Here is a 26,402-nt window from a genome sequence, read left to right as displayed (position 1 = left end):
CCATCCAGCAAGTAGCCGGCGATGCACGTCAGGCTGCGGACGCCAGCCGTCACGCGGGACAGGCTGTCGAGCATGGACAAAAGGTCATCGGCCTGAGCCTCACCGGCCTGCATGCGCTGGTGGAAGAAGTACAAGGCAACGCGCAGATGATCGAGCATCTGGCGGAAGAGTCGGCGACCATCGGCGGCGTGCTGACGGTGATCCGTTCGATCGCCGATCAGACCAACCTGCTGGCCCTCAACGCGGCAATCGAAGCCGCCCGCGCCGGGGAAATGGGCCGCGGTTTTGCCGTGGTTGCAGAGGAAGTTCGCTCACTGGCACAGCGCACCGCCGGCGCTACCGCAGAAATTCAAACTTTGATCGCCGGCCTGCAAACCGCCGCCCGACAATCGGTCGAAGGCATGCGCGCACAGGTGGAACATGCCGAATCCACGGCCAATCAGGCGCAATCGGCGGACGGTGCGCTGGACAGGATCGTCGGCGCGATCCAGACCATTTCCGACACGGCAGTCCGCATCGCCGACGTCACGGCGCAGCAAAGTGGCGCAGTCAGCGAAATCCGCGACCACAGCGAACGGATTCACCAATTGGGTGGGGATAATCTGCTGCGCATCAGTGAAGGACGTGAACAGGGTGAGAATCTGCTGGTATTGGGTGGGCAACTGCATACAGCGGTTCAGGCGTTCCGCGTCTGATCGCGATTGTGCCGGGTTCGGCGGTGTGAATGACCGGATCTGATCACTCAGTCACATATTTCGCGCAAACATCGGAGATCGTGCTGGCTATTGCAGAGAACTGGACAGTCACAAAGTCTTTGCGGCATAGTCGCCGGGTTCTGACGAAGGCTCACCCATAACAAGGAACACGCAGATGGCAACGCTACTGGTGCTGCACGGCCCCAACCTGAACCTGCTCGGCACCCGGGAACCCGGGACCTACGGGTCGACCACCCTGGCGCAGATCAATCAGGATCTGGAGCGCCGCGCCCGTGAAGCCGGCCATCATCTGCTGCACCTGCAAAGTAATGCCGAGTACGAATTGATCGACCGTATCCATGCCGCGCGCAGCGAAGGCGTGGACTTCATTCTTATCAATCCGGCAGCTTTTACGCACACAAGTGTCGCATTACGTGACGCGCTGCTGGGAGTGAGCATCCCATTCATCGAAGTGCATTTGTCCAACGTGCACAAACGCGAACCTTTCCGCCATCACTCTTACTTCTCCGACGTAGCGGTGGGAGTGATCTGCGGCCTTGGCGCCAGCGGTTACCGACTGGCCCTGGAGGCTGCACTAGAGCAGCTTGAACAACAAGCTATACGCCCCTGACCGACCCTTGGGAGTTGATGATTCATGGATATCCGTAAAGTTAAGAAACTGATCGAATTGCTGGAAGAGTCCGGCATCGACGAGCTCGAGATCAAGGAAGGCGAAGAGTCCGTACGCATCAGCCGCCACAGCAAGACCCCGGCGCAGCAGTACTACGCACCGGCTCCGATGCAGGCTCCGGCCGCTGCACCTGTTGCCGCTGCCGCTCCGGTTGCTGCTGCAGCAGCTCCGGCTGCCGCTGCTGCTCCAGCGCTGAACGGCACCGTTGCCCGTTCGCCGATGGTCGGCACCTTCTATCGCAAATCTTCGCCAACCTCGCCGTCCTTCGTTGAAGTCGGCCAGACCGTGAAGAAAGGCGACACCCTGTGCATCGTCGAAGCCATGAAGATGATGAACCACATCGAAGCTGAAACCAGCGGTGTGATCGAGTCCATCCTCGTCGAAGACGGCCAGCCGGTTGAGTACGACCAACCGCTGTTCACCATCGTTTGAACTGCGGAGAGCCTTTGATGACTGCGAAGTTGGAAAAAGTTCTGATCGCTAACCGCGGTGAGATCGCCCTGCGGATTCTGCGTGCCTGCAAAGAGATGGGCATCAAGACCGTCGCCGTTTACTCCAAGGCCGACAAAGAGCTGATGCACCTGGGTCTGGCAGACGAATCCGTCTGCATCGGCCCGGCTTCTGCCGCGCACTCCTACCTGCACATCCCGGCAATCATCGCGGCCGCTGAAGTGACTGGCGCTACCGCCATTCACCCAGGCTACGGCTTCCTCGCGGAAAACGCTGATTTCGCCGAGCAGGTCGAGAACTCCGGCTTCGCCTTCATCGGCCCGAAAGCCGAAACCATTCGCCTGATGGGCGACAAGGTATCGGCCAAGCACGCGATGATCGAAGCGGGCGTGCCAACCGTTCCAGGCTCCGACGGCCCACTGCCGGAAGACGAAGAAACGGCGCTGCGCATCGGTCGTGAAGTCGGCTACCCGGTGATCATCAAGGCCGCCGGCGGCGGTGGTGGTCGCGGCATGCGCGTGGTGCACAAGGAAGAAGACCTGATCGCCTCGGCGAAACTGACCCGCTCCGAAGCTGGCGCGGCGTTCGGCAACCCGATGGTCTATCTGGAAAAATTCCTGACCAACCCGCGTCACGTCGAAGTGCAGGTGCTGTCCGACGGACAGGGTAACGCCATTCACCTGGGCGACCGTGACTGCTCGCTGCAACGCCGTCACCAGAAGGTTCTCGAAGAAGCGCCGGCACCGGGCATCGACGAGAACGCGCGCAAGGAAGTCCTCGCTCGCTGCGTCAAGGCGTGCATCGACATCGGCTACCGTGGCGCCGGCACCTTCGAGTTCCTGTACGAGAACGGTCGCTTCTACTTCATCGAAATGAACACTCGTGTTCAGGTGGAGCACCCGGTTTCGGAAATGGTCACCGGTATCGACATCGTCAAGGAGATGCTCAGCATCGCCGCTGGCAACAAGCTGTCGTTCACTCAAGATGACGTGGTTATCCGCGGTCACTCGCTGGAATGCCGGATCAACGCTGAAGATCCAAAGACCTTCATGCCGAGCCCTGGCACGGTCAAGCATTTCCACGCTCCAGGCGGCAACGGCGTTCGCGTCGATTCGCACCTGTACAGCGGTTATGCGGTTCCGCCGAACTACGACTCGCTGATCGGCAAGCTGATCACTTACGGCGCCACCCGCGACGAAGCCATGGCACGCATGCGCAATGCCCTGGACGAAATCGTGGTTGACGGGATCAAGACCAACATCCCGCTGCACCGTGATCTGACCCGCGACGAAGGCTTCTGCAAAGGGGGCGTGAACATTCACTACCTCGAGCACAAGCTCGCTGGCGACAAGCACTAAGCTCAAGCCCGCACATGACAAGGCCGCCTTCGGGCGGCCTTGTTGTTTCTGCAGGTTTCATCTGCTCACACATTCCCCGCTCCCACAAAACGGTCGCGCTCGCGTAAACTTGCGCGCTTCTCGCAGGCCGCTAGGCTGCAATCAATCTTTTTCACAGGTGCCCGCCATGCCTTGGCTGCAAGTCCGTCTCGCCATCAGCCCAGAACAAGCCGAAACCTACGAAGACGCTTTCCTTGAAGTGGGCGCTGTTTCGGTGACCTTCATGGACGCCGAAGATCAGCCGATCTTCGAACCGGAACTCAATACCACCCCGCTGTGGGCGCACACCCACCTGCTGGCCCTGTTCGAGGGCGGCACCGAAGCCGCCCCGGTACTGGCCCATCTGGAACTGCTGACCGGCAGCCCGCTGCCCGAGCATCACAGCGAAGTAATCGAAGACCAGGACTGGGAACGCAGCTGGATGGACGGTTTCCAGCCGATGCAATTCGGCCAGCGCCTGTGGATCGTGCCGAGCTGGCACGCCGCGCCGCAGCCTGACGCGGTCAACCTGCTGCTGGATCCGGGTCTGGCCTTCGGCACCGGCACCCACCCGACCACCGCCCTGTGCCTGGAATGGCTGGACGGCCAGGACCTGAAAGACTGCAACGTGCTGGACTTCGGTTGCGGCTCGGGGATTCTGGCCATTGCCGCCCTGCTGCTCGGCGCCAAGGAAGCCGTCGGTACCGACATCGACGTGCAGGCGCTGGAAGCCTCCCGCGACAACGCCGGCCGCAACGGCATTGCCGATGAATTGTTCCCGCTGTACCTGCCGGAGGACCTGCCGCAGGTCAAAGCTGACGTGCTGGTGGCCAACATCCTGGCCGGCCCGCTGGTTTCCCTGGCGCCGCAACTGTCTGGCCTGGTCAAGTCCGGCGGCCGTCTGGCGCTGTCCGGGATCCTTGCCGAACAGGGCGAAGAAGTCGCCGCCGCCTACGCGCAGGACTTCGATCTTGACCCGATCGCCAATCGCGACGGCTGGGTGCGCATCACTGGCCGTCGGCGCTAGAATGACCGCCTGCTCAATCCGGATCGCCGCATGACCGACAGCTTCGTCACCCAGTGCCCGCATTGCCAAACCAGTTTCCGCGTCAGCCATGCTCAGTTGAGCGTGGCTCGCGGGGTGGTTCGCTGCGGCTCCTGCCTGCAAGTGTTCAACGCAGCCAAGCAATTGCTCGAACAGCGTGCGGGCAAGGAAGCAGTCACGCCGGTAGAGCCGGCCATCGTCGAACCAGCATCGGCAACTGAAACGCCGACCGTCGCCCAACTGCCTGAACCACCTGAGCAGCCTGAACCGACCGAGCCGCGCGCCATCAGCCAGAAGCAGTGGAGCGCCGCCGAACTGGATCTGGACAGCCTGGACCTGGATCAGGAACTGGCCCGTCTTGAGCAGCGGGAAATCCAGCCGACCACCGAATTCGGCCGCCCGCGCGAAGAGTCTCTCAGCGCTCGACGCGACAGTCATGAGCCGGAAGACGAGCCGTGGTCGGACAGCCTGTTCAGCGAACCGGCAGACGAACGAATCAGCGAACCCGAGCACGAAACCGAAGTCGTCGATCCCGAACCGGTAAAACCGGAACGCACCGAACCGTCGTTGTCACTGGAACCCGTGGACCTTGATGACGAGCCACCCATCCCGCAACTTCGCCTGCACGACCCGATCGATCATTCCGCCCGCCACGAACGCCTGTCGGCCAGTGACGAGGCGGAGGACGATCTGACACCAGTCGAGCCTCCGCGCAAAAAGCGCGAACGTAGCGAGCCCGGCGTACGTGCCGAAGTGCTGCAGGACCTGACCGACGACCCGCTACAACTGGACTGGCAGAAACGCCGCTCGCCCTGGGGCCGGCGCCTGCTCTGGCTGTTGTTGATCCTGTTGGCCGCCGGCGCCCTCGCCGGCCAGTACATCGCCTATCATTTCGATGAGCTGGCCCGTCAGGATCAATACCGCCCATGGTTCCAGCAACTTTGCCCGCAGATCGGCTGCACGGTGCCGTCCAAGGTCGATATCGCCAAGATCAAGAGCAGCAACCTGGTGGTGCGCAGCCATCCGGAGTTCAGCGGAGCACTGGTGGTCGACGCAATCATTTATAACCGCGCGCCCTTCTCGCAACCGTTCCCGCTGCTGGAGCTGCGCTTCGCCGACCTCAACGGCCACCTGATCGCCAGTCGCCGTTTCAAACCCGGCGAGTACCTCAACGGCGACCTCGAAGGCATGGCGGAAATGCCGCCGCAGACGCCGATCCACATCGCCCTGGACATCCTCGACCCGGGGGCGAAAGCGGTGAACTACAGCCTGAGTTTTCACTCGCCCGAGTGAAACGCTTCACCGCCCCCGGATTGGCGGCAGTTTTCTGACTGCGCACCGCACGACCAAACCGGCGGTAATAACAGAATAACTGTTCAGATTTTGTTCAATTCAGCCTTTATCCAGTCATCGAGAGCGGGTATCATGCCAACCCTTTTTCGAACTCTCATGATCCGGCCCCACTTCAGGGAAGTCCTATGTCGGCGGTACGCATCGGCCCATATACATTGCAGAACGGCTTGATCCTCGCCCCCATGGCGGGTGTCACCGACCAGCCCTTTCGTCAGTTGTGCAAGCGATTGGGCGCAGGGCTTGTAGTCTCGGAAATGGTCACCAGTGACATGAGCCTGTGGAATACCCGCAAGTCGCGCATGCGCATGATCCACGAAGGCGATCCCGAGCCGCGCTCGGTACAGATTGCCGGTGGCGATGCGCAGATGCTGGCAGATGCGGCCCGGGCCAACGTCGAGCTGGGCGCACAGATTATTGATATCAACATGGGTTGCCCGGCAAAGAAGGTCTGCAACAAGGCTGCCGGCTCCGCGTTGCTGAAGGATGAAGCACTGGTTACCGAGATCCTGCACGCCGTGGTGGCTGCGGTTGATGTGCCGGTGACCCTGAAGATCCGCACCGGATGGGATCGCGACAACAAGAACGGCCTGACTGTGGCGAAGATCGCCGAGCAGGCCGGGATCACGGCGCTGGCAGTGCATGGCCGCACCCGCGCCGACCTGTACACCGGCGAAGCCGAGTACGACACCATTGCCGCAATCAAGCAGGCGGTGTCGATTCCGGTCTTTGCCAACGGCGACATCGTATCGCCGGAAAAGGCCCGCTACGTGCTCGACGCGACCGGTGCCGATGGCCTGTTGATCGGCCGGGCTGCCCAAGGGCGGCCATGGATTTTTCGTGAGATCGAACACTTCCTGCGTACCGGCGAAAAACTGCCGGCGCCGGAGCTGATTGAGGTGGAACGCATTCTGCTTGAGCATCTGGCCGCCCTCCACGCCTTTTATGGGGACGTGATGGGCGTACGCATTGCCCGAAAGCATGTGGGCTGGTATCTCGCAACCTTGCCGGGCGCCAAGGAGTTTCGCGCCCGTTTCAATCGTTTGGATGGTACGGAAACACAATGCGCCAACGTTCGGGAGTTCTTCGCCGAACGTTACAAGAGCCTGACAGGGGACGGAGAAGGGGTGGCCGCATGACGATGATGACCGAGACTTTAGTGAGTGGAACAACACCCGTGAGCGACAACGTGAATTTGAAACAGCACCTCAATACCCCGAGCGAAGAAGGCCAGACCCTTCGCGGGAGTGTCGAGAAGGCGCTGCACAATTATTTCGCCCACCTTGAGGGCGCAGCCGTCACGGATGTGTACAACCTGGTGCTCTCCGAAGTCGAGGCTCCCCTGCTCGAAAGCGTGATGAACTACGTCAAGGGCAACCAGACCAAGGCCAGCGAGCTGCTCGGACTCAACCGCGGCACGCTGCGCAAGAAACTCAAGCAGTACGATCTGCTGTAAGCATTCAATCCAACCAGAAAGGCGCCCGCGTAAAACCGGTCGCCTTTTTTGCTGACTTCCCTTGCTTTTGATGGAAATTGAGATGACCGACCAGACTACCCGCCTGCCGATCCGCCGCGCCTTGATCAGTGTTTCCGACAAGACCGGGATCCTCGAATTCGCCAGGGAGCTGGAAGCCCTGGGCGTGGAAATCCTTTCCACCGGCGGGACCTTCAAACTGCTGCAGGACAACGGTGTGGCCGCAGTGGAAGTCGCGGATTACACCGGTTTCGCAGAAATGATGGACGGTCGGGTGAAAACCCTGCACCCGAAAATCCACGGCGGGATCCTCGGTCGTCGCGGTATCGATGACGCGATCATGAACGAGCACGGCATCAAGCCGATCGATCTGGTAGCCGTCAACCTGTACCCGTTCGAAGCCACCATCAGCAAGCCAGGCTGCGACCTGCCGACTGCCATCGAGAACATCGACATCGGCGGTCCGACCATGGTCCGTTCGGCGGCGAAAAACCACAAAGACGTGGCCATCGTGGTGAATGCCAGCGACTACGCCAACGTCCTGGAAAACCTCAAGGCCGGCGGCCTGACCTACGCCCAGCGTTTCGACCTGATGCTCAAGGCGTTCGAACACACCGCCGCCTATGACGGCATGATCGCCAACTACATGGGCACCGTGAATCAGGCCGCTGACACCCTCAGCACTGAAGGTCGCAGCGAATTCCCGCGCACCTTCAACAGCCAGTTCATCAAGGCCCAGGAAATGCGCTACGGAGAGAACCCGCACCAGAGCGCGGCGTTCTACGTTGAGGCCAAGCCTGCCGAAGTCGGCATCGCCACCGCGACCCAACTGCAAGGCAAAGAACTGTCGTACAACAACGTGGCCGACACCGACGCCGCGCTGGAATGCGTGAAGAGCTTCGTCAAACCGGCCTGTGTCATCGTCAAGCACGCCAACCCGTGCGGCGTGGCAGTGAGCCCGGACGCCGAAGGCGGCATCCGTCAGGCCTACGAACTGGCCTACGCCACCGACACCGAATCGGCATTCGGCGGCATCATCGCCTTCAACCGTGAACTGGATGCCGAGACCGCCAAGGCGATCGTCGAGCGTCAGTTCGTCGAAGTGATCATCGCGCCAAGCGTCAGCGCAGAAGCCCGTGAAATCGTCGCTGCCAAGGCCAACGTGCGCCTGCTGGCCTGCGGCGAGTGGTCGGCGGATCGCGTTCCGGCCTGGGACTACAAGCGCGTCAACGGCGGCCTGCTGGTCCAGAGCCGCGACATCGGCATGATCAGCGCCGACGACCTGAAAGTGGTGACCAAGCGCGCACCGACCGAACAGGAAATCCACGACCTGATCTTCGCCTGGAAAGTGGCCAAGTTCGTCAAATCCAACGCCATCGTCTACGCCAAGAACCGTCAGACCATCGGTGTCGGCGCCGGCCAGATGAGCCGTGTGAACTCGGCGCGTATTGCCGCGATCAAGGCTGAACACGCCGGTCTGCAAGTCGCAGGTTCCGTGATGGCATCGGATGCGTTCTTCCCGTTCCGCGACGGCCTGGACAATGCGGCCAAGGTCGGTATCACTGCGGTGATCCAGCCGGGTGGTTCGATGCGTGATGCTGAGGTGATTGCTGCTGCTGACGAAGCCGGTATCGCGATGGTGTTCACTGGCATGCGTCATTTCCGCCACTGATTTTCCCGCTTGATCGTGCCCACGCTCTGCGTGGGTATGCAGCCCCTACAGAATTAGCGTCATCCGAGGTTTTTGAAATGAATGTTTTGATCATTGGCAGCGGTGGCCGCGAACACGCCCTGGCCTGGAAAGTGGCTCAGGATCCGCGTGTGCAGAAGGTTTTCGTCGCACCGGGCAACGCCGGCACCGCGATTGAAGCCAAGTGCGAAAACGTCGCCATCGACGTACTAGCCCTTGAGCAACTGGCCGACTTCGCCGAGAAGAACGTTTCCCTGACCATCGTCGGTCCGGAAGTACCGCTGGTTGCCGGCGTCGTCGACCTGTTCCGCTCACGCGGGCTGGACTGCTTCGGTCCGACCGCCGGTGCCGCGCAGCTGGAAGGCTCGAAAGCCTTCACCAAGGATTTCCTGGCCCGCCACAAGATCCCGACTGCCGACTACCAGAACTTCACCGAGATCGAGCCTGCCCTGGCTTACCTGCGTGAAAAAGGCGCACCGATCGTGATCAAGGCCGATGGCCTGGCCGCCGGCAAAGGCGTGATCGTCGCCATGACCCTGGCCGAAGCCGAAGACGCCGTGCGCGACATGCTCGCCGGCAACGCCTTCGGTGACGCCGGTTCGCGCGTTGTGATCGAAGAGTTCCTCGACGGCGAAGAGGCCAGTTTCATCGTAATGGTCGACGGCAAGAACGTCCTGCCGATGGCCACCAGCCAGGACCACAAACGCGTCGGCGACGGCGACAGCGGCCCGAACACCGGCGGCATGGGTGCCTACTCCCCTGCCCCGGTGGTCACCGCTGATGTGCACCAGCGCGTGATGGACCAGGTGATCTGGCCGACCGTGCGCGGCATGGCCGAGGAAGGCAACGTCTACACCGGTTTCCTGTACGCCGGTCTGATGATCGACAAGGCCGGCAATCCGAAGGTCATCGAGTTCAACTGCCGTTTCGGCGATCCGGAAACCCAACCGGTGATGCTGCGCCTGCAGTCGAGCCTGGTGCTGCTGGTCGAAGCGGCCCTGGCCCAGGCCCTGGACAAAGTCGAAGCGCAGTGGGATCCACGTCCGAGCGTCGGCATTGTGCTGGCGGCCGGCGGTTACCCGGGCGACTACGCCAAGGGCGCGACGATCAACGGTCTGGACGCGGCAGCGAACCTGGAAGGCAAGGTCTTCCACGCCGGCACCGCGCTCAAGGACGGCAACGTTGTGACCGCCGGCGGTCGGGTCCTTTGCGCTACTGCCATGGGCACCAGCGTGGGCGCTGCCCAGGAACAGGCCTACAAACTGGCCAAGGCCATCGACTGGGAAGGCTGTTTCTACCGCACCGACATTGGCTACCGCGCCATTGCTCGTGAACGCGGCGAAACTCAGTAATAAGCTACGCTGTGTTTCCGGCAAGGACCCTTGGTCCTTGCCGGACTGTTCCGACGCTGCGCATCGTTATATTCTGGCATCAACCTACGAAGGGATTTCGCCGTGCGCTGGCTCAGGATTGCCATAGGTTTCACCGTCACACTGTTGACCTTGCTCTGCATGCTCCCGGCCCAGGCCGCGCAAGGCAGTGGCTGGTCGGTATTGCTCGACGATCAGGGCAACCTCCAGCTGAGCGACATCCGCTCCGCCCGCTACACCAATCAATTCAGCCCCATCGAGCTTGACCGCCTCACCGCGGCCGAACCCGATGGCGCGCTATGGCTGCGCTTCAGACTGGCGCCCGGCAAGCACGAACAAGTGCTGCGCATTTTCGCTCCCGACCTGTCACACCTCAATCTGTACGTGCTCGATGGCGACAGGCTGATCGAGCAACGGGAAACCGGCACCGTCCAGGCCCAGGCCGAGCGCCCATTGCCGAGCAGCGACTTCCTGCTGCCGCTGCCGCAAAGCGACAAATCCCTCGACGTCTATCTGCGACTGGTCTCCGACCACCAGTTACGCCCGTACATCACCCTGCAATCGGCGGTGATGGGCGCGGCCAATCATAACCAGACGCTGATCTACGGTTTGCTGTTCGGCTGCCTCGCCATGCTGATCCTGCACAACCTGATCCGCTACGCCTACACTCGTTCACGCAGCAGCCTGTGGCTGGCGGTGTGTGAAGGCCTGCTGAGCCTGAGCCTGTTGCTGTTGCTCAACCTGGCCGGCCCCTGGCTGCCGAACTGGCATGCGATCCAGACCCCCGGCGCCTACCTGGCCCTTCTGTTGACCGCGCCGGCCGGCCTGATGTTCGCATACCGCTTCTTCGCCCCGCTTGGCCCACACCCGCTGAACAAGCTGCTGCTGGGCGACATCCTGTTCATCGTGATCTGCAGCCTGCTGCTGTTGTTCGTCAACACCCTGCCGCTGAACATCATCACCTACGCGCTGGTGGCCCTCGCAGGGCTGAGCATGTTGCTGGTGGCGTTCTATCACTGGCAGAAAGGCTACCGCCCTGCCCGCTTGTTCGTCGCCGCGATGGTGGTGTTCAACATCGGCACGCTGATCATTCTCCCGGCCTTGCTGGGGCTGACCCTGGTGGCGCCGCAAGGTCTGATCATGACCCTGATGGGCTTCATCTGCATCAGTGGCCTGCTGATGAGCATCGCCCTCGGCGAGCGCCAGCGCAGCATCACCGAAAGCCGTTTCAGCATCAGCCGCGACCTCGCCGCAAGCAACGCCGAAATCAATGCCAAGGCCGAGTTCCTGGCCAAAATCAGCCACGAAATCCGCACGCCGATGAACGGTGTGCTGGGCATGACCGAACTGCTGCTCGGCACGCCCCTGTCGGTCAAGCAACGCGACTACGTGCAGACCATCCACAGCGCCGGCAACGAACTGCTGACTCTGATCAACGAGATCCTCGACATCTCCCGCCTCGAGTCCGGGCAGATCGAACTGGACGACGTGCAGTTCGACCTCAATGCCTTGATCGACGATTGCCTGAGCATCTACCGCGCCAAGGCCGAACAGCAGAACGTCGAACTGATCAGCTTCATCCAGCCGCAAGTGCCACGGGTCATCAGTGGCGACCCGACGCGCCTGCGCCAGACGTTGCTGAGCCTGCTGGAAAACGCCCTGAAGAAAACCGAAGAAGGCGAAGTGCTGGTGGTGGTCGCCCTCGACGAACGCAGCACCGGACCACGTCTGCGTATTGCCGTTCAGGACAGCGGCCAGCCCATGGATCAGGAAGAGCGCGACGCGCTGATGCATGCCGAGCTGCACAGCAAGCACTTCCTGTCGGCCAACCGCCTGGGCGGCAACCTCGGGCTGGTGATCGCACGGCAACTGATTCGCCTGATGCAGGGCGAGTTCGGCATCAAGAGCGGCGCCACTCAGGGCAGCACGCTGTGGCTAACCCTGCCGCTGGACCCCGATCGCCTGGAGCATCCGACCTCCGATCTCGACAGTCCGCTGCAGGGTGCGCGGGTGCTGGTGGTCGACGACAACGACACCTGCCGCAAAGTGCTGGTGCAACAGTGCAGCGCCTGGGGCCTGAACGTCAGCGCGGTGCCGTCAGGCAAGGAAGCGCTGGCTCTGCTGCGCACCAAGGCGCACCTTCGTGATTACTTCGACGTGGTCCTGCTGGACCAGAACATGCCCGGCATGACCGGTATGCAACTGGCGGCCAAGATCAAGGAAGACCCGAGCCTGAACCACGACATCCTGCTGATCATGCTCACCGGCATCAGCAATGCGCCGAGCAAGATCATTGCGCGAAACTCGGGGATCAAACGCATCCTGGCCAAACCGGTGGCCGGCTACACACTCAAGACCACGCTGGCCGACGAACTGAACCAGCGCAACCGTGGCCAGGCGGTGTTCCAGCCTCAAGCCGCCGGCCCGGCCACGGCCGTCAAAGTCCCTAGCGACTTCCGTATTCTCGTCGCCGAAGACAACACGATTTCCACCAAAGTGATCCGCGGCATGCTCGGCAAGCTCAACCTGCAACCGGACACTGCCAGCAATGGCGAAGAAGCCTTGCAGGCCATGAAGGCTCAGCGCTACGACCTGGTGCTGATGGATTGCGAAATGCCGATCCTCGATGGCTTCTCCGCTACCCAGCAACTGCGGGCCTGGGAAGTCGGCAATCAGCGTATCCGGACGCCGATCGTCGCACTGACCGCGCACATCCTCGCCGAACACAAGGAGCGTGCGCGCCAGGCCGGCATGGACGGGCACATGGCCAAACCGGTGGAGCTGTCGCAACTGCGCGAGCTGATCGAGCACTGGGTGGCCCAGCGTGATCAGCAAAATCGCACGACGGCAAGAACGTCCTGAGCTCGGCGAGCGCTCACCTTCTCGACGGATCTTGCCGTGATGACGCCAGATCCGCCTGATAGACTCCGTTCAACTTTCGTCGGCGCGAGTTTCAATCATGCTCCATGTGTTGTTCAGCGTTTACCTGAAGATGCTGGTGCTCTACAGCCCGTTCTTCGTGTTGTCCTGCTTCATCAGCCTGACCCGGGGGTATTCGCGCAAGGAACAACGGCGCCTGGCCTGGAAAGTGGCAATCGCCACCCTGGTATCGAGCGTGTTGCTGTATCTGTTCGGGCGGGTGATCTTCGACGTGTTCGGCATCACCGTGGATGCCTTCCGCATCGGGGCCGGCAGCGTGCTGTTCATTTCGGCGCTGGGCATGGCCCAGGGCAAGTCGGCGGTTCAGGCCGACAATGTGCAGCAGGACGTGACCATCGTCCCGTTGACCATCCCGCTGACTGTCGGCCCGGGTACGATCGGTGCGCTGCTGGTGATGGGCGTCAGCCAGCCGCACTGGGATGACAAACTGATCGCGATCATGAGTATCGCGCTCGCCAGTTTTACCGTTGGCGTGGTGTTGTATCTGTCGAATCGGATCGAGCGGATTCTTGGCGATCAGGGGTTGCAGATCGTCAGCCGGCTCATGGGATTGTTTGTCTGTGCGCTGGCGGCGCAGATCATCTTCACCGGGGTCAAAGGCTATCTGGTGCCTTGAACCCGGAAACGAAAAGACCGCCGACGGCAACGTCGGCGGTCTTTTTCCGTCAATGCCCGTCATTCTTCAATCGGCGGGCTCGACGGTTTTCTGTGCGTTTGCCTGATCGATGAACGCTTTCAACGTCACGCCGTCGGCGTCCACCTTGCGCCCCCTTAGCCAGCGCACCAGTTTCGACACTTGGCACGGGCTCAGCCCCCTGACCTCAAGCATCGCATCACCGCGCAACAGTGGATCACTTACTCCTGCATTCCGCACCAGCACACAGTGCTCGCTGTCGGGGTCGATGATCACCAGGTGATCGTCGACCATCGCCACCTCAAGCTTTTGCGAATCGACCGGACTCCAGATCAACCGGCTCATGACCAGTGGACGGTCCCCCAGCGGGTAACGACAGTCGATCACCATCAGGTCGAGCTTGCGCATGAGCGCCTCGGACAGGTGCCACTTCATCGAACCGCGCCCCACCCGCAGAACAAGTGTACGTACATCGTCCGGAACCAGTGGCAGTAGATCGTACGCATCCAGGCGCCCTTCGAGCACCAGCACTTCTCCTGTGCGCCGGACATAATCCAGCGGCTTGATCTGGCGCCGGCTCGGGTAGCTCCGAACGACTCGTTCCTGCGGCTCATGGAGCAGAACATTCGTGCGGCGACGGGTTCCGAGCAGCTCGAAATCCTCCGGCAGGTCGGCAGCGGGAATCTGGATCAGCCGTGCGCTGTCGGCGATGTACCACCGAACACTGGAATCTTGCGCGGCGACGGAAAGGAATGGACGATGCGCCTCGTTCGCCAGCAAGGCCTGCAAGTTGCCGATCGGATTGTCGCCATTGGCTGCCAGCCAATCGTGCTGCACACCCGTAATCAGTGGAGGTTCCTGATGCTCCAGTTGCACCACCACTCCCTCCTGCGTCGTACCCACCAGCCCGGCCCCCGCGACCTGCACATCGACATAACGCTGTGCGGTCCACTGTCGCTCTGGTTTGGGAAGCAATGATGCCTGCAATAATTGCGTGCCCTTTCCGAACGCCTGGTCGAGTTGCTTTTGATCGATAAACGCCTGGCGCCAGACCTCGCCGGTCTCGGGTTCGAACAGCCACACCGACTGATTGTCCGGTGTCATGCCGAGCAACCGGATCTGCGTCTGCTGCGCGTCACACAGTAACAAACGGTCGTCCACGTACCACGCGTGCAAACGCGCATCGCCCTGCGCATTGGCAACACCGAAAATCGGGAACTGCTCAACGGTGTATTGCCGGGCAACACCTGCAAGCGCCTGCCACCATTGCTCTCGCCTCTCGAGCCATGGCTCGGCCAGCCCGGCAAAGCGCACTTCACCGTCAATACCGATTTCGAACGTCAATCCATCCTCTGTCCGCGCCTGATAACCCTTGTGCTCGGTCGTGACGTGCGTCAAACGTTCAGGCTGCACCCAGCGGTGCGACCATTGGCTCTGTTCCTGTGCCAGGGTCCGCTGCACCCGACACAGACTCTGGAATTTCCGGTTGTAGATGACAAACACATCGCTGTCATCGGCCAGCGTCAGCAGCATCAGCTCGTTCAGGTTCTGAATCGAATCGGGCCAGCCGCGGGCATGGTGACGATGCGGCACCGGGCGCACAATCAGGTTGTCACGGGTACGAATCCAGGCCATGTCGCGGAAACGCTCCTCAAGCCTCCAGCTGATTGAAACGTAAGGCGCAAACTGCCAGTCGACCGTGGCATACCCCTTATCGGCAGAGAGCGGTTCGAGTACTGCCCACTTACCCAGTATCGGAACCCAGTCAGTCAGAGGCGTGCTGTTATCGAGCAATGACTCGAATGTCGGCTCAAGTGCACAGGTGACCGAGCTCAGCCACAGCTCACCCTCGTGAATCAAGTAGTTGAGGCGCTCAAGCGTACCGTCTTCATGGGCATACTCCTGCACCACATGCACAACACCCTGACCATCGGCTTCAACGCTGCGAATCGTGCTGGCACCTTTGAACCGCACCATCAATCGATAACGATGACTGAGCAGCCCCGTGTCAGCATCGACCTGGCAAATATCGAATGATTCCGGATCATGGTAAAACGCCGAGCCACCGACCACCACCGACAGCCTGCCCTCATCGTGGAACACCTCATCATTGCGGATGTAGAGAATCCGGTCCTGCGCGGCGTCGTACCAGCCGTTGGTGTAACGCGGCGCCTTGATGCTCTCGAACGGAATCAGGTAATCGTGAATTGGCGTATAGCGCAACGCCAGTCGATGAGCCCGGGCCAGCGCATGCAGATGGTCTTGCAGTAGCTGGTCGTCCAGCCCTTCGGGCGTCCGCTCCTGAAGCAGTTCCAGCGGATGCCATTTGCGGTCGGCGATCCTGAAGAACCGGCCGTTTTCGATCAGCAGGAGTATCTCCGGCGCGATGTTCGCTCTCACCTCGAACTGGCAGCCTTTAATGCTGAACTCCCCGCTCCTGCCGAACACAATGTCCCCCTCGCCGGCCCAGGGGGCGACGATAATCCAGCGATTCTGCTGCACGCCCACTGACACCAGCTCAACGTTCACACCGGGGTTGAGCACCAGCGTGCAGGAGCCTCCTCCACCCTGGATTCGATAGCTGATTTGCTCGTGCCATGGCTTGGGGATTACCGGAACGACCAGTTTGCGTGTCTGCCCATCGAGCGTGACGCTGATCGTGGTCGGCCGATAGTCGGGAGACATTCGATGAATGATGTAATGGCTGGGAAACGAGTAGAACGAAAACAGGAACAACCATTGACCATCCGTTTTCTTCTTCTCCAGACGCCTGGCGATGTCGAAGCCCTTGTCATGGCGTTGCGATGAGAACGGCAGGATCTGGTATTCGTAGCGGTAGCAGGTGAGCGGCGTGCACGGCAGGACAATGGCCTGTTCGGCAGGGGGAGCGAACGTCATCTGCGCCGGATAGCCCAGCTCGTTGCTGAGGTTGATGGCCCGTGAGTAGTCGACCTCGAATTCCGGCACGCCGAAATGATCGCGCAGTGGATACAGACGGGAGCTGTCGAGCAACAGTTTGCCGGTACTCAGGTCCACGCCATTGATGATCAGTGCCGGTCGCGGTAGCCAGGCATTTTGCTTATCGCTGTAGCGATACCCGGCACTCTGATGTGCCTGTTCCAGATCCGCGAAAAACAGCCCGATCGCTTTCGCTTCCTCTGCGATGGTTGCAAAGTTCTGCGCCAATGCAGTCACACCGACCGCCAGCCCTCCCAGAATCACTCCTGCACCTCCCAGCACCCCGGCTGCCGTTCCCGCACCGGCGAGTGCGGCGCCAAGTCCGGCGCCGGTCAGGGCCAGACTGCTGGCGTCAAAGGTGAGCTGGGTTGCGAAAGTGGCAATCTCGACGTCATTACGGGCATTCGCCAACTGATAAATATCAAAGCCGACATTGGCCAGCCCCAGCACGGCCCCCACACCCTCGTTGGCCACGTGCCCGGCCACAGCGCCGAGCGCTCTGCCGGTCAACGGCTCGAGGGCTTCACCGACCACCTTCGAACTGGTCCGTGCAATCAGTTTTTCATCGCGCAGCGCGTTTTGCACCAAGCGGACCAGTCCTGCGACATCGACTGCATTGCCATGCACCAGCTGCGCATAGTTGACGTAAGCATGCCACTGCACCGCAGTGGTCAATGTGCGGTCTTCGCCCTCACGCCCGCGCAACGCATTCATCAGCGCCTGCACCGCAAACCCGGCATTGAGTGTGTGCACTGCGACTGCATCGGTCGGATCCACACTGCCTTCACGCTTGCGCCCCAGGGTCAAGAACAGCTCTGTCAGGTAGTTCCTGATTCGCAGCAGGCGGCCATCCTGGCTGGTGACATTGACTACCAGGTTGCCACTCTGCGGATCGATCATGCCCACCTGATAGCCTCCCTGAGGCGTCACCTCCAGCGAGTCGAATAACGGCACCAGTGGTTTCGCCGAGTCATGGCCCTCCCGCAAACGCGAAGTCGCATCGGCAATCTGCTCCGCCCACCAATCATTGTCTGCCGACAGCAGTGCACTGCCCAGGTGCGAATTTTCCATCAGCGATCGCCCGTGAGCACTATTGACACGCTGGCGAACGGACCTGAACGGTTTGCCGGGCAGCGGCTCATCCCTGAGCAACTCGGCCACCTTGAAGCCGCTCGACAGGGCCAGAGCCGCCACTTGTTCACCCTGAACATCGATCAGATCGAACTGTGGCCTGCCAGCGCTACCAAACACGGCGTAATGCCGAGCCATGTCCGTGTCCTTGAAGAATTGCTTCAGGGCCATTGTGAAAATCCCGGGGCTGTCGAATTCGAACAGACCGAAGTTCGGATCGTAGAAGTGATAAACGCTTGCTGCGCCGCTGACGGTTCGAGCGACCAGCATCGAGTGGTTGTCCGAGTTGAGCATCAGGGTTCGGGGGCCGGCGGATTCCTCGAGGCTCGCGACCACCTTGTCCAGATCGAGCCGCCCCAGCGCCGTACCCACCTCTGCGGCGTTCACGCCACGCATTTCTTCCAATGCACCGAGAAACGCAGCCGAGTCAGGTTGCTCCGGCTCAAGTACCGCGAGGAAAAAACGCTCGCGTAACTGGCGGGTCGCAGCCTCGCCCCGCGTGAGGGCAGCACTCATCGCCAACGCCAGCGGAAAACAGCGCCCGGCTGCGGTATCACCCGGCCCGTGCATCAACAGATCCTGAGGCACCATTTTGGCGGTGCCGGCTTCGAACTGATTGAGCACCTGCTCCACCCGTTCCTGTACCTTTTCGCGGTGTTCCTGAGTGGCCAGCCGCTGGATCTGCGCCACCTGACGCCCCCAGTCAAACAGCGTCACAGCGTTGGCCAGCGCACTTTTCTTCAGGCTCAATGCGGTGACCGGGCTCGCCCACAAACCATCCTCGACACTCGCCATCCCCGCCATGAACGCTGGCGTCCGACGCTGATAGAGATGCTGTTCGATCACCGCGTAACGCCCGGACGTCCCGCGCTCGCTGACACTGTTGACCAGATTGTCCAGCGCACTGCTCAGGGTGGAAAAGCTCTGACTGTCCAATGACTCGACGCCCAGCAATGCTCCAAGCGCCAAACGCTGCAAAGGGTTGAGCTGCTCAAGTTGCCAGGAGCCGGCACCAAGACCGATCAAGATTTCATCCAGCCCAAGATTTTGCGCGAGCTGATTTTTTGGGAATACCGGCGGTCGCAGGCGCGTGTCCTGACTGCGGATGGCCTGACGGTCATCGAAACTCAGCGGCAACCTGTCGGCGAATACAACCTTGCCGTCGTGGCCGCTCATCATTGCCTTGGTAAACGGTTCACCGAGGCCCTCGGCCATACGCTGCAACAGCTCGGTATTCAGGACATGTCGTCCTTCGATGAACGGCCAGCCGAGTTCGAATTCGACGGTCGTCTGCTTGAGCAACTCAGTAAGGTTCCCTGCGTAGCGGGCCTTGTATTGGCCGTCGCGCCAGCGTTGCTGCTCAGTCTCGAGCCACTTCTGAGTATCGGTTTCGTTTTCTTTCCAGGAGTGATCCAGCTCCTCTTCAGTGAGCTGATTAACCGTCTGCAGAGGTGCGATGGCCATTTCCCGCCGTGACGCCTGTGCACCCTCGGGCGTTAAAAATGCCTTTTCGAAATCGCCGGCGCCATCCTTGATCGCGACCGGTCCGGTCAAATAGATCGTCCCCTCATTTTTTGGTCGGATACCTTCGTTGTGGTATCCGGCGGCGGCATTCGCCAAATAAGACGCAAAGATGGCTTCCATTCCGGGCAAGTCAAACAAAGGCCCGTAAGACTTTTCCAGCACTTCACCGCTCAGCGAATCCATGGCTTCATGCTCTTGAAGACTGATACCTCTGTCAGTCGCCAGCCGTGCGGTGCCATCGATCAGCTCATAGTTGAACCTGAAGCGCTGAAGTACGGACTCAAGTACCGCCGAGCCGGCATGAGCCATCATGTAGGCGTTGCTGATCGTGTTTCCCTTTGCCACCGCGCGCAAAGCGTAGGGTCGGACAAGCAGATCCTGCGGAGGCTGAAACACCTGGGTCAAAGGTGGCCGGCTTTTGGCAAACGCTTGCAGTACCGCGCGATACTCTTCGGGTATTTGCAACAGTTTGTCTCTGTATCGCCCCCGCAACGCTTGTCGACCTGGCATCCAGTCAGGGTTCTGATCCAGCATCAACTGCAAAACACCGAGTCGCGCATCCTCACCAAAGTCGCTGATATCGACACCTGCAACGTCCTTCAGCATCGGTGGCAAGTTATCCACATCGCTGTAACTGCCACCTTCAAAGTGCAAGACCTCTGCTCTTACGATATCCGACGCAGCCGCCAGGTTGCCCCGCATGCGCATTTCCCGCTGATAAATATCCCGCAACTTCAAAGGTATTTCCGACCCTGCCAGATCGCGCACTCGAATGTTACCTCCGACCAGCGCATCGATACTTTCACGGTTCTTAGCTTTCAACTTCCTTAAATCCTGAGCGTTCTGCCCATAAGCACGGTTCAACAACTGCAATCTTGCTTCATCGGCGGATTCGCCTCTCGCAACCGCCGCATCAATGTGTTCGCTCATCTGTTTCTTCAAAGCGATAGCGCGGGCGACATACATCTCGCCCAGCACCTTATCGGAGATGCTGTCGACGCCTCCCCGCTCCATAGCGTCAGCCTTGGCCGCTTCGACCATCAAGCGATTGGCCTGCCAGGCCAACAACCCATCACTGTCATACCAGACGTTTATCTGGTAACCCTGACCGGCCAGCACCTGTTTCCAGACATTGATGTAATCACGCTGGATCTCGCCGATCCCGCCGCCGAGCCAGACGAAATGCAGTATCTTCGGAACTTGTGTCGCCGGTATTTTCATCAGTTCGATGCCGTATTGCAGCCGTGCTTCGAAATTGCTCACTCGTCCAAGGATTTGCGTCAGACCGGGAGCTGCCTCGTTATCGGGGCTCGGCGCGGGAGCCTGCTCCACTTCGCGACGTACACGACGCTGACCCAACTCTCCCAACGCCTGTCTGAACAACGCCAGAGGATGCTGCAGCCGCGGTGAATCGAGCAGGCCGATGCAGGCAAAGTAATAACGGATAACGGCATCGTATTGTCGGGTGTTCTTGTACGGCAACAGTGCCTGCTCAAGGTCTGCCAACTTGAACAAATTGACAAACTTTGCATACCCCCTATCAGCAGTATTAACTTTTGCATCTTGCATGAACCGACCTCCTTGAAACGTCCAATTACATACGCACAAAAAACAAGCGCGCACAAAAAAACTAGCCAAAGGAGAAAGTTTCCCATGACAAATAAAACAGTGAAGACCTAGCAATATTGAGCACAAAATTAGTACAAACGAACTTCACAGACAAACTTGAAACCATTCAAGCAATGTCAAAAGAAACATCCAAAAACATCAACTCAATATCTTTTACACCCATTAAACATCTACCTGAAAACAGGCCACGCAGAAACAGACAAGGCCGCGAGTTTTCATTCGCGGCCTTGTTATTGACATCCTTGGAGAGAAATAACAACGGATTACAACAGCGTTTTTATCCGGCCGGCTTTTCCCCGTACCAACGCGGCGTATACACCCACTCACCGCCCTCGCTGCGAGGGAAAATGCAGGTGGTGGACGAACCGATCAACACCATCGTGCGCATGTCCACCTGATCCGGTGTCAGTGCGCCCAACGTCGTCACTCGCAGTGTCTGCCCCGGCCGGCCAATATCGCGGCCCAGCACCACCGGCGTTTGCGGCGTGCGGTGTTGCGCGACGATTTCCAGCGCTCGCCCCAGTTGCCATGGTCGGGCGCGGGAGATCGGGTTGTAGAACGCCAACGCCAGATCAGCCTCGGCGGCCAGATCCAGACGTTTTTCGATAATCGACCACGGTTTGAGGTTGTCCGACAGCGACATCACGCAGAAGTCATGGCCCAGCGGCGCACCGGCCTGAGCGGCGGTGGCCAGCGACGCGGAAACCCCCGGCAGGATTTCCAGATCGACGCTGTGCCACGCCGGATCCGTCGACTCGTGCAACGCTTCGAGCACTGCGGCCGCCATGGCGAACACGCCCGGATCGCCGGACGAAACCACGATCACCGAACGGCCCTGAGCGGCCAGTCTGAAGGCATGGCGAGCACGCTGCATTTCTTCGCGGTTATCGGTGCAGTGCTGCACTTGATCGTCGCGGAACGGGCCGGCCATACGCACGTAAGTTTCGTAACCCAGAACGTCGGTGGCCCGGGCAAGTTCGGCCTTCACTGCCGGCACCATCAACTCGGCTGCACCCGGCCCGAGACCGATGACGGCCAGACGTCCGCGCGGACGACCGACCTGCGAAACATCCAGCGGCTGTTCGGCTACGGCGATGGCAATTTCGTGGGATGTTGTGATGATTCGAGCGTCCGGGACGGCATGACGTGCCAGCTCCGCAATGTCACTCGTTGACGCAACAAAGCGCAGCGGCACCGCGAGTTCAAGCGCCGCTTCACGCAATGCCGGAATGGTCATCTGAACATCGGCCGCCACCAGACAGGCCAACGATTGAATCGCCACACCGGCCTGCTGCAACGCATCGCGAATCGCACCTGGCAGGTCAGTCATTTCGGAACCGACCGCCACCGCCACGCTGCGCGGATAAATCAGCAACTCACTGGCGCTCGCCACGCGGGCATCGCTGCCGACATGAATCGAGCGTTGCGCCTGTGGATCCTCCGGCAGTTGCGCCTGCTCAAGCCACGGCGCGGCGCCATCGATGCGCACGCTGTGGCCTGCGAGCAGATCGGACACAAAGCGTTTGCCCTGCTCCAGATCGCCGAGGGCATAACCGCCGGGCGGGTTGAGCAGGCAGGTGCCGAAACGCAACTCGCCGCTGGTGGTGATTGCCGCTGCCACTTCAAATGCAGCTGCGATCTCGCGGGCCATGACATTCACCCCGCCCAGGCCGCCGAGCAGCGGCACCACGGCGCTGCCGTCTTCAGCCACGGCGAGCACCGGTGGCTCGACGCCTTTTTCCAGCAGCAGCGGCGCCAGGGTGCGGATGACAATTCCCGCCGCGCACAGGGCAATGATCGGCGTGTCCTGTTGATACAGCTCGCGCAGGGTTGCGCCGAACTCGCTGTAAGTCAGTTCGGCGCCTTCGACGCGCCCTTTCAATCCGTGAACCTGTGCGCCCGGATAGACCTGCTGAAGGCGACGGGCCGTGGCCAGTGCGCCCTGACCGAGAATGACGATGGCCGGTGTGGAATGGGTCATCAGCCTTGCCACCGTTCGCCGGGAACAATGATCAGCGAGAAGTACGGCGACGACATCGGTTCGACCTCATCCAGCGGCACGATCTTCTGGTTGGCCATGGTCGCGCGCTCGACGTACAGCGCACGCTCTGCCAGACCCAGCTCTGCCAAAACGTCGCGCACCTTCGGGAAGTTGCGTCCCAGCTTCATGATCACCGCCGCGTCGGCATCGGCCAGACGGCGCTTGAGCTCTTCGTGAGGCAGCACGCCGGACAGCACCGACAGGCTCTGATTGCGATAGACCAGCGGCGCACCCAGCACCGAAGCGCCACCAAGCATCGAGCAAACGCCCGGCACCACTTCAGCTTCGTAACGGCTGGCGAGGCGATCATGCAGGTACATGTAGGAACCGTAGAAGAACGGATCACCCTCGCAGATCACCGCCACGTCGCGACCGGCATCCAGATGCACGGCCACTTCCTCGGCAGCGTCATCGTAGAAATCGCTGATCACCTGTTCGTAGGACAGCGGCGCCGGCAGCACTTCAGTGGTCACCGGGTACACCAGCGGCAGCAGATTCTGCGCGTCCTGCAGGTGCGCCTCGATGATGCCGAACGCGTTGCCCTTCTTGCCCTTGGCCACGAAGTACGCCACCACTGGCGATTCGCGCAACAGGCGCAGTGCCTTGACGGTAATCAGTTCCGGATCACCGGGGCCGACGCCCAGGCCAATCAAACGTCCTTTGGCCTGCATCATTCGATCTCCGTGGCGAGGGCATTGACCGCAGCGGCGGCCATGGCGCTGCCGCCGAGGCGACCCTGCATGATCACGAACGGTACGCCACGGCTGTTGGCAGCCAGCTCGGCCTTGGATTCGGCAGCGCCGACGAAGCCCACCGGGAAGCCGAGGATCAGCGCCGGTTTCGGAGCGCCGGCGTCGAGCATTTCCAGCAGATAGAACAGCGCGGTCGGCGCGTTACCGATCACCACCACACTGCCTTCCAGATGCGGACGCCACAACTCCAGCGCCGCTGCCGAGCGAGTGTTGCCCAGCTCACGCGCAAGCTCCGGCACGCCGTCGTCGCGCAGGGTGCAGATCACCTCGTTGTTGGCCGGCAGGCGCGCACGGGTCACGCCTTCGGAGACCATCCGCGCATCGCACAGGATCGGCGCGCCAGCGGCCAGCGCATCGCGCCCGGCCTTGCCCGCGCCTTCGGAGAATTGCAGCCCGTCGATGGCCTCGACCATGCCGCAGGCGTGGATCACCCGCACGGCGAGTTTTTCCAGGTCGGCCGGGATACGGGCCAGGTTGGCCTCGCTGCGAATGATCGCGAAGGAGTTGCGATAGATCTCCTGACCGTCGCGGATGTAATCAAGCATCAATGGAGCTCCGTGAGCGGGCGGCGAGCAGGGTCGCGGCCGCTTCGATAGTAAGATTGTGGGCGTGCAGCGCGCCGAAACCGGGCATCGCTGCATCGCGAAAATAGAGATCGTAGTGACCGGGGCCGACCGCCAGCAGAGTCACGGCAGCCCGGTGTGCGGCGGCGCAGGAACGCGAGCAGCCGGACAGGTGCACATCCACGGCGTGTGGCAACAGCGTAGCCAGAAGGCGGGCATCGTGTTTGGTATCGGCCAAGCCTTTACCGCAGCCATTGGAGCCGGTGCAGGCGATCAGGTGTGACAGTGGGTGTTCGATCCGGGTCAGCAGGTTCAGTTTGCCCAGTGCTTCGAGCGTCTGAGCCGCATCAGCCGTTCGTACATTGGGCAGCAACAGACTCTGCCAAGGGGTGAAGCGCAGGCTGCCGTCGCCGAAGGTTCTGGCCAGTTGTGCGGCGCCACGCAGTATGCCCGGATCGAGGCGGCCGAGCGCCGGTGCGGCACCGACATAGACCTGACCGGCCGATTGCTGAGGATGGATCCCGATGTGCAAACCTTCCGGTCCGGCTTCGCATTGCCACTCTCCGACGGCTTTCAGGCTGATTCGCTGACCGAGCTTTTCCAGGAACACCGGCGCCGGACATTCATCCAGCAGATGGCGCATCCGCGTCTGCTCCGGCCGGGCCAGATCGAGGAACAGCTCCAGCACCGCCACCACCAGCGCATATCCGTCCGCCAGCGCCACGGCAGCCAGCGGTCGATCCGTCGGACAACCCGCCAGGCCGAACGCCAGCAGCGTATCGCCGCAATCATCGAATGCCGACAACCAAAGGTCATGGGGATGTTCGAGCATCGACAGTGCTTCACCGCCATCCAGTTGCACGGCGAATTTGGCGCTCAGCTCATGGAAACGCGAATGGCTTTGCAGGGTCTCGAGGATGTGCCCGGCCAATGGACGGGTATCAAAGCGCATCTGCCGATCGATACCGGCAGCCGGGCTGAGCATCAGGTTGCGCACATCGTCGCCCGCTGCGGTTCGCGGCCCAAGTCCGGCAGCCAGCAGGCTTTCGATCAGTGCGGCGGCCTGGTCGCCGATGCCGCGAATCTGCAGATTGCCCCGGTTGGTCGCCTCGATCGCCCCGCCGGCAAACCGCTCGGCGGCATCGGCCACCGCATCGGCCTGATCGGCCCTGATCGAACCGCCATCGAGCTTGATCCGGCAGATACCACCATCCAGCGCCTGGACAATACGCAGCAACCCCGGGCAAGCCGAGGGGCGTATGGCAGTGGACATCGTACGTTCGTTCAAGGGATGACCGGCTGACAGGCAGCGCTCTGGTGGGCGAAAGGTCGCCATTATGCCTGCTTTGCCTGACAGCATGAAAAGTCTGCCCGTCGGACAACCGATCGCCCCTCGTCAGTGCTCAAGCCAATGCGATGATCTGCTCTTGGCGCCGGTCGCCCAATAGCGCAATCACTTTGTCCCGGGAAAAGACGTAGTCTTCGGGATCAAACAGCGCCTTGTAGCCATCGATGGATACGTTACCCAGCACGTTCGCAGTATTGAATCGGTGGCACAAAAGATTGCCTTCAATGACCTCATCGACTTCGAACGCGATGAACACTGTCGACACACTCAGGTCCCGAGACAGAAGGCTGAAGCCGAACCGCACCCATTTGCCCTCATGCAGGGAGTGCTGGAGCAACACCTCCATTGCGTGCCCACTCGATGCCTGCATCGACAGCAACGTGAGGCTTGAACCCACGACCTCGTCGGTCGCAGCAGGAACCCACTGGTGAAAGATTCGACGGATCAATTCGGCAAGGGTAAAACTGCCCGGCATCGGCACAGGCAGGCTGGCGTGCGGGTTATCCAGCAACATTGCACCCGTTACTCTCAGTGCGGTCTTGTTGGCCTGATTCCATGAGTCGACCTGGGTGAGATCAGGACATTTGTGCGAGGCGACCAATTGAGCATAAAGCAGCGCATCCAAACCGTCGCACCGGTCCGACTCCAGCAACTCATCTGCGACCAGAACCACAGTACCGGCACATATGAACGTTTTAACACCGACATCTGTATTCATTGATTACTCCTTATAAAAAGCCA

The 26,402-nt window shown here is 60.8% G+C and carries 18 protein-coding genes; 12 read left to right on the top strand and 6 right to left on the bottom strand.

The annotated features are described in order from the left end of the window. Positions 1–146 precede the first annotated feature (146 nt). The 12 genes from CAF87_RS29725 to CAF87_RS19945 all read left to right on the top strand — a co-directional run bounded on the left by CAF87_RS29725 (position 147) and on the right by CAF87_RS19945 (position 13,697). Positions 147–695 carry a methyl-accepting chemotaxis protein gene (locus tag CAF87_RS29725; RefSeq protein WP_371850983.1) on the top strand — a complete coding sequence of 183 codons (549 nt, stop codon included), beginning with the start codon at positions 147–149 and terminating at the stop codon, positions 693–695. Between the two features lie 175 nt (positions 696–870). Continuing rightward, complete coding sequence (aroQ, locus tag CAF87_RS19995; RefSeq protein WP_065260261.1) at positions 871–1,326, top strand: type II 3-dehydroquinate dehydratase; 456 nt, start codon at positions 871–873, stop codon at positions 1,324–1,326. Positions 1,327–1,350: 24 nt separating this feature from the next. Then, on the top strand, positions 1,351–1,818 hold the full coding sequence (gene accB, locus CAF87_RS19990; protein ID WP_085732736.1) for an acetyl-CoA carboxylase biotin carboxyl carrier protein: 468 nt from the start codon (positions 1,351–1,353) through the stop codon (positions 1,816–1,818). Positions 1,819–1,835: 17 nt separating this feature from the next. Further along, on the top strand, positions 1,836–3,194 hold the full coding sequence (gene accC / locus CAF87_RS19985) for an acetyl-CoA carboxylase biotin carboxylase subunit (protein WP_085711231.1): 1,359 nt from the start codon (positions 1,836–1,838) through the stop codon (positions 3,192–3,194). Between the two features lie 166 nt (positions 3,195–3,360). Further along, positions 3,361–4,239 (top strand): 50S ribosomal protein L11 methyltransferase, encoded by an 879-nt coding sequence (gene prmA, locus CAF87_RS19980; RefSeq protein WP_085732735.1) that lies wholly within the window; start codon positions 3,361–3,363, stop codon positions 4,237–4,239. Between the two features lie 30 nt (positions 4,240–4,269). Beyond that, positions 4,270–5,550, top strand: coding sequence for a DUF3426 domain-containing protein (locus CAF87_RS19975; protein ID WP_085732734.1), 1,281 nt, complete (start codon positions 4,270–4,272; stop codon positions 5,548–5,550). A gap of 185 nt (positions 5,551–5,735) precedes the next feature. Beyond that, complete coding sequence (dusB, locus tag CAF87_RS19970; RefSeq protein WP_085732733.1) at positions 5,736–6,746, top strand: tRNA dihydrouridine synthase DusB; 1,011 nt, start codon at positions 5,736–5,738, stop codon at positions 6,744–6,746. After that, on the top strand, positions 6,743–7,063 hold the full coding sequence (fis, locus tag CAF87_RS19965) for a DNA-binding transcriptional regulator Fis (protein ID WP_003186237.1): 321 nt from the start codon (positions 6,743–6,745) through the stop codon (positions 7,061–7,063). Before dusB ends, fis begins: the two co-directional genes overlap by 4 nt. An 82-nt stretch (positions 7,064–7,145) precedes the next feature. Continuing rightward, a complete protein-coding gene (purH, locus tag CAF87_RS19960; protein WP_085732732.1) occupies positions 7,146–8,753 on the top strand; it encodes a bifunctional phosphoribosylaminoimidazolecarboxamide formyltransferase/IMP cyclohydrolase in 1,608 nt (535 codons plus the stop codon). 77 nt (positions 8,754–8,830) lie between these two features. Beyond that, positions 8,831–10,123, top strand: coding sequence for a phosphoribosylamine--glycine ligase (gene purD, locus CAF87_RS19955; RefSeq protein WP_085732731.1), 1,293 nt, complete (start codon positions 8,831–8,833; stop codon positions 10,121–10,123). A gap of 102 nt (positions 10,124–10,225) precedes the next feature. After that, positions 10,226–13,003 carry a hybrid sensor histidine kinase/response regulator gene (locus CAF87_RS19950; RefSeq protein ID WP_085732730.1) on the top strand — a complete coding sequence of 926 codons (2,778 nt, stop codon included), beginning with the start codon at positions 10,226–10,228 and terminating at the stop codon, positions 13,001–13,003. A 97-nt stretch (positions 13,004–13,100) separates the two neighbouring features. After that, positions 13,101–13,697: a MarC family protein gene (locus CAF87_RS19945; RefSeq protein WP_085732729.1), complete on the top strand. Its 597-nt coding sequence runs from the start codon at positions 13,101–13,103 to the stop codon at positions 13,695–13,697. Between the two features lie 66 nt (positions 13,698–13,763). Here the strand turns inward: CAF87_RS19945 and CAF87_RS19940 are convergent, their stop codons facing one another. The 6 genes from CAF87_RS19940 to CAF87_RS19915 all read right to left on the bottom strand — a co-directional run bounded on the left by CAF87_RS19940 (position 13,764) and on the right by CAF87_RS19915 (position 26,379). After that, positions 13,764–20,897 (bottom strand): TcdA/TcdB pore-forming domain-containing protein, encoded by a 7,134-nt coding sequence (locus CAF87_RS19940; protein WP_085732728.1) that lies wholly within the window; start codon positions 20,895–20,897, stop codon positions 13,764–13,766. A 337-nt stretch (positions 20,898–21,234) separates the two neighbouring features. Continuing rightward, positions 21,235–22,938 carry a precorrin-3B C(17)-methyltransferase gene (cobJ, locus tag CAF87_RS19935; RefSeq protein WP_085732727.1) on the bottom strand — a complete coding sequence of 568 codons (1,704 nt, stop codon included), beginning with the start codon at positions 22,936–22,938 and terminating at the stop codon, positions 21,235–21,237. Then, the gene (locus CAF87_RS19930; RefSeq protein WP_371850980.1) at positions 22,938–23,672 is read right to left on the bottom strand and encodes a precorrin-2 C(20)-methyltransferase; all 735 of its coding nucleotides are present in this window, start codon (positions 23,670–23,672) and stop codon (positions 22,938–22,940) included. The genes cobJ and CAF87_RS19930 overlap by 1 nt, the downstream gene beginning before the upstream one ends. Beyond that, positions 23,669–24,295 (bottom strand): precorrin-8X methylmutase, encoded by a 627-nt coding sequence (locus CAF87_RS19925; RefSeq protein ID WP_085732726.1) that lies wholly within the window; start codon positions 24,293–24,295, stop codon positions 23,669–23,671. The genes CAF87_RS19930 and CAF87_RS19925 overlap by 4 nt, the downstream gene beginning before the upstream one ends. Continuing rightward, positions 24,288–25,586, bottom strand: a complete 1,299-nt coding sequence (cobG, locus tag CAF87_RS19920; protein ID WP_256576033.1) for a precorrin-3B synthase — start codon at positions 25,584–25,586, stop codon at positions 24,288–24,290. Before cobG ends, CAF87_RS19925 begins: the two co-directional genes overlap by 8 nt. Positions 25,587–25,716: 130 nt before the next feature. Next, positions 25,717–26,379, bottom strand: coding sequence for a hypothetical protein (locus CAF87_RS19915; RefSeq protein WP_085732724.1), 663 nt, complete (start codon positions 26,377–26,379; stop codon positions 25,717–25,719). Between the last annotated feature and the right edge of the window lie 23 nt (positions 26,380–26,402).

This window comes from Pseudomonas sp. R38(2017) (assembly GCF_002112395.1).
Classification (GTDB): Bacteria; Pseudomonadota; Gammaproteobacteria; order Pseudomonadales; family Pseudomonadaceae; genus Aquipseudomonas.
Note: the sequence above shows the minus strand (reverse complement) of the source record. Positions and strands in the feature narration are given on the sequence as shown.

Excerpts from the sequence above, each read along its gene's own strand:
- CAF87_RS19915 (WP_085732724.1), bottom strand. The coding sequence starts at position 26,379 with ATGAATACAGATGTCGGTGTTAAAACGTTCATATGTGCCGGTACTGTG.
- accC (WP_085711231.1), top strand. The coding sequence starts at position 1,836 with ATGACTGCGAAGTTGGAAAAAGTTCTGATCGCTAACCGCGGTGAGATC.
- CAF87_RS19975 (WP_085732734.1), top strand. The coding sequence starts at position 4,270 with ATGACCGACAGCTTCGTCACCCAGTGCCCGCATTGCCAAACCAGTTTC.
- cobG (WP_256576033.1), bottom strand. The coding sequence starts at position 25,586 with ATGTCCACTGCCATACGCCCCTCGGCTTGCCCGGGGTTGCTGCGTATT.
- CAF87_RS19925 (WP_085732726.1), bottom strand. The coding sequence starts at position 24,295 with ATGCTTGATTACATCCGCGACGGTCAGGAGATCTATCGCAACTCCTTC.
- prmA (WP_085732735.1), top strand. The coding sequence starts at position 3,361 with ATGCCTTGGCTGCAAGTCCGTCTCGCCATCAGCCCAGAACAAGCCGAA.
- purH (WP_085732732.1), top strand. The coding sequence starts at position 7,146 with ATGACCGACCAGACTACCCGCCTGCCGATCCGCCGCGCCTTGATCAGT.
- CAF87_RS19930 (WP_371850980.1), bottom strand. The coding sequence starts at position 23,672 with ATGATGCAGGCCAAAGGACGTTTGATTGGCCTGGGCGTCGGCCCCGGT.
- aroQ (WP_065260261.1), top strand. The coding sequence starts at position 871 with ATGGCAACGCTACTGGTGCTGCACGGCCCCAACCTGAACCTGCTCGGC.
- cobJ (WP_085732727.1), bottom strand. The coding sequence starts at position 22,938 with ATGACCCATTCCACACCGGCCATCGTCATTCTCGGTCAGGGCGCACTG.
- fis (WP_003186237.1), top strand. The coding sequence starts at position 6,743 with ATGACGATGATGACCGAGACTTTAGTGAGTGGAACAACACCCGTGAGC.
- purD (WP_085732731.1), top strand. The coding sequence starts at position 8,831 with ATGAATGTTTTGATCATTGGCAGCGGTGGCCGCGAACACGCCCTGGCC.
- accB (WP_085732736.1), top strand. The coding sequence starts at position 1,351 with ATGGATATCCGTAAAGTTAAGAAACTGATCGAATTGCTGGAAGAGTCC.
- dusB (WP_085732733.1), top strand. The coding sequence starts at position 5,736 with ATGTCGGCGGTACGCATCGGCCCATATACATTGCAGAACGGCTTGATC.
- CAF87_RS19940 (WP_085732728.1), bottom strand. The coding sequence starts at position 20,897 with ATGCAAGATGCAAAAGTTAATACTGCTGATAGGGGGTATGCAAAGTTT.
- CAF87_RS29725 (WP_371850983.1), top strand. The coding sequence starts at position 147 with ATGATCGAGCATCTGGCGGAAGAGTCGGCGACCATCGGCGGCGTGCTG.
- CAF87_RS19945 (WP_085732729.1), top strand. The coding sequence starts at position 13,101 with ATGCTCCATGTGTTGTTCAGCGTTTACCTGAAGATGCTGGTGCTCTAC.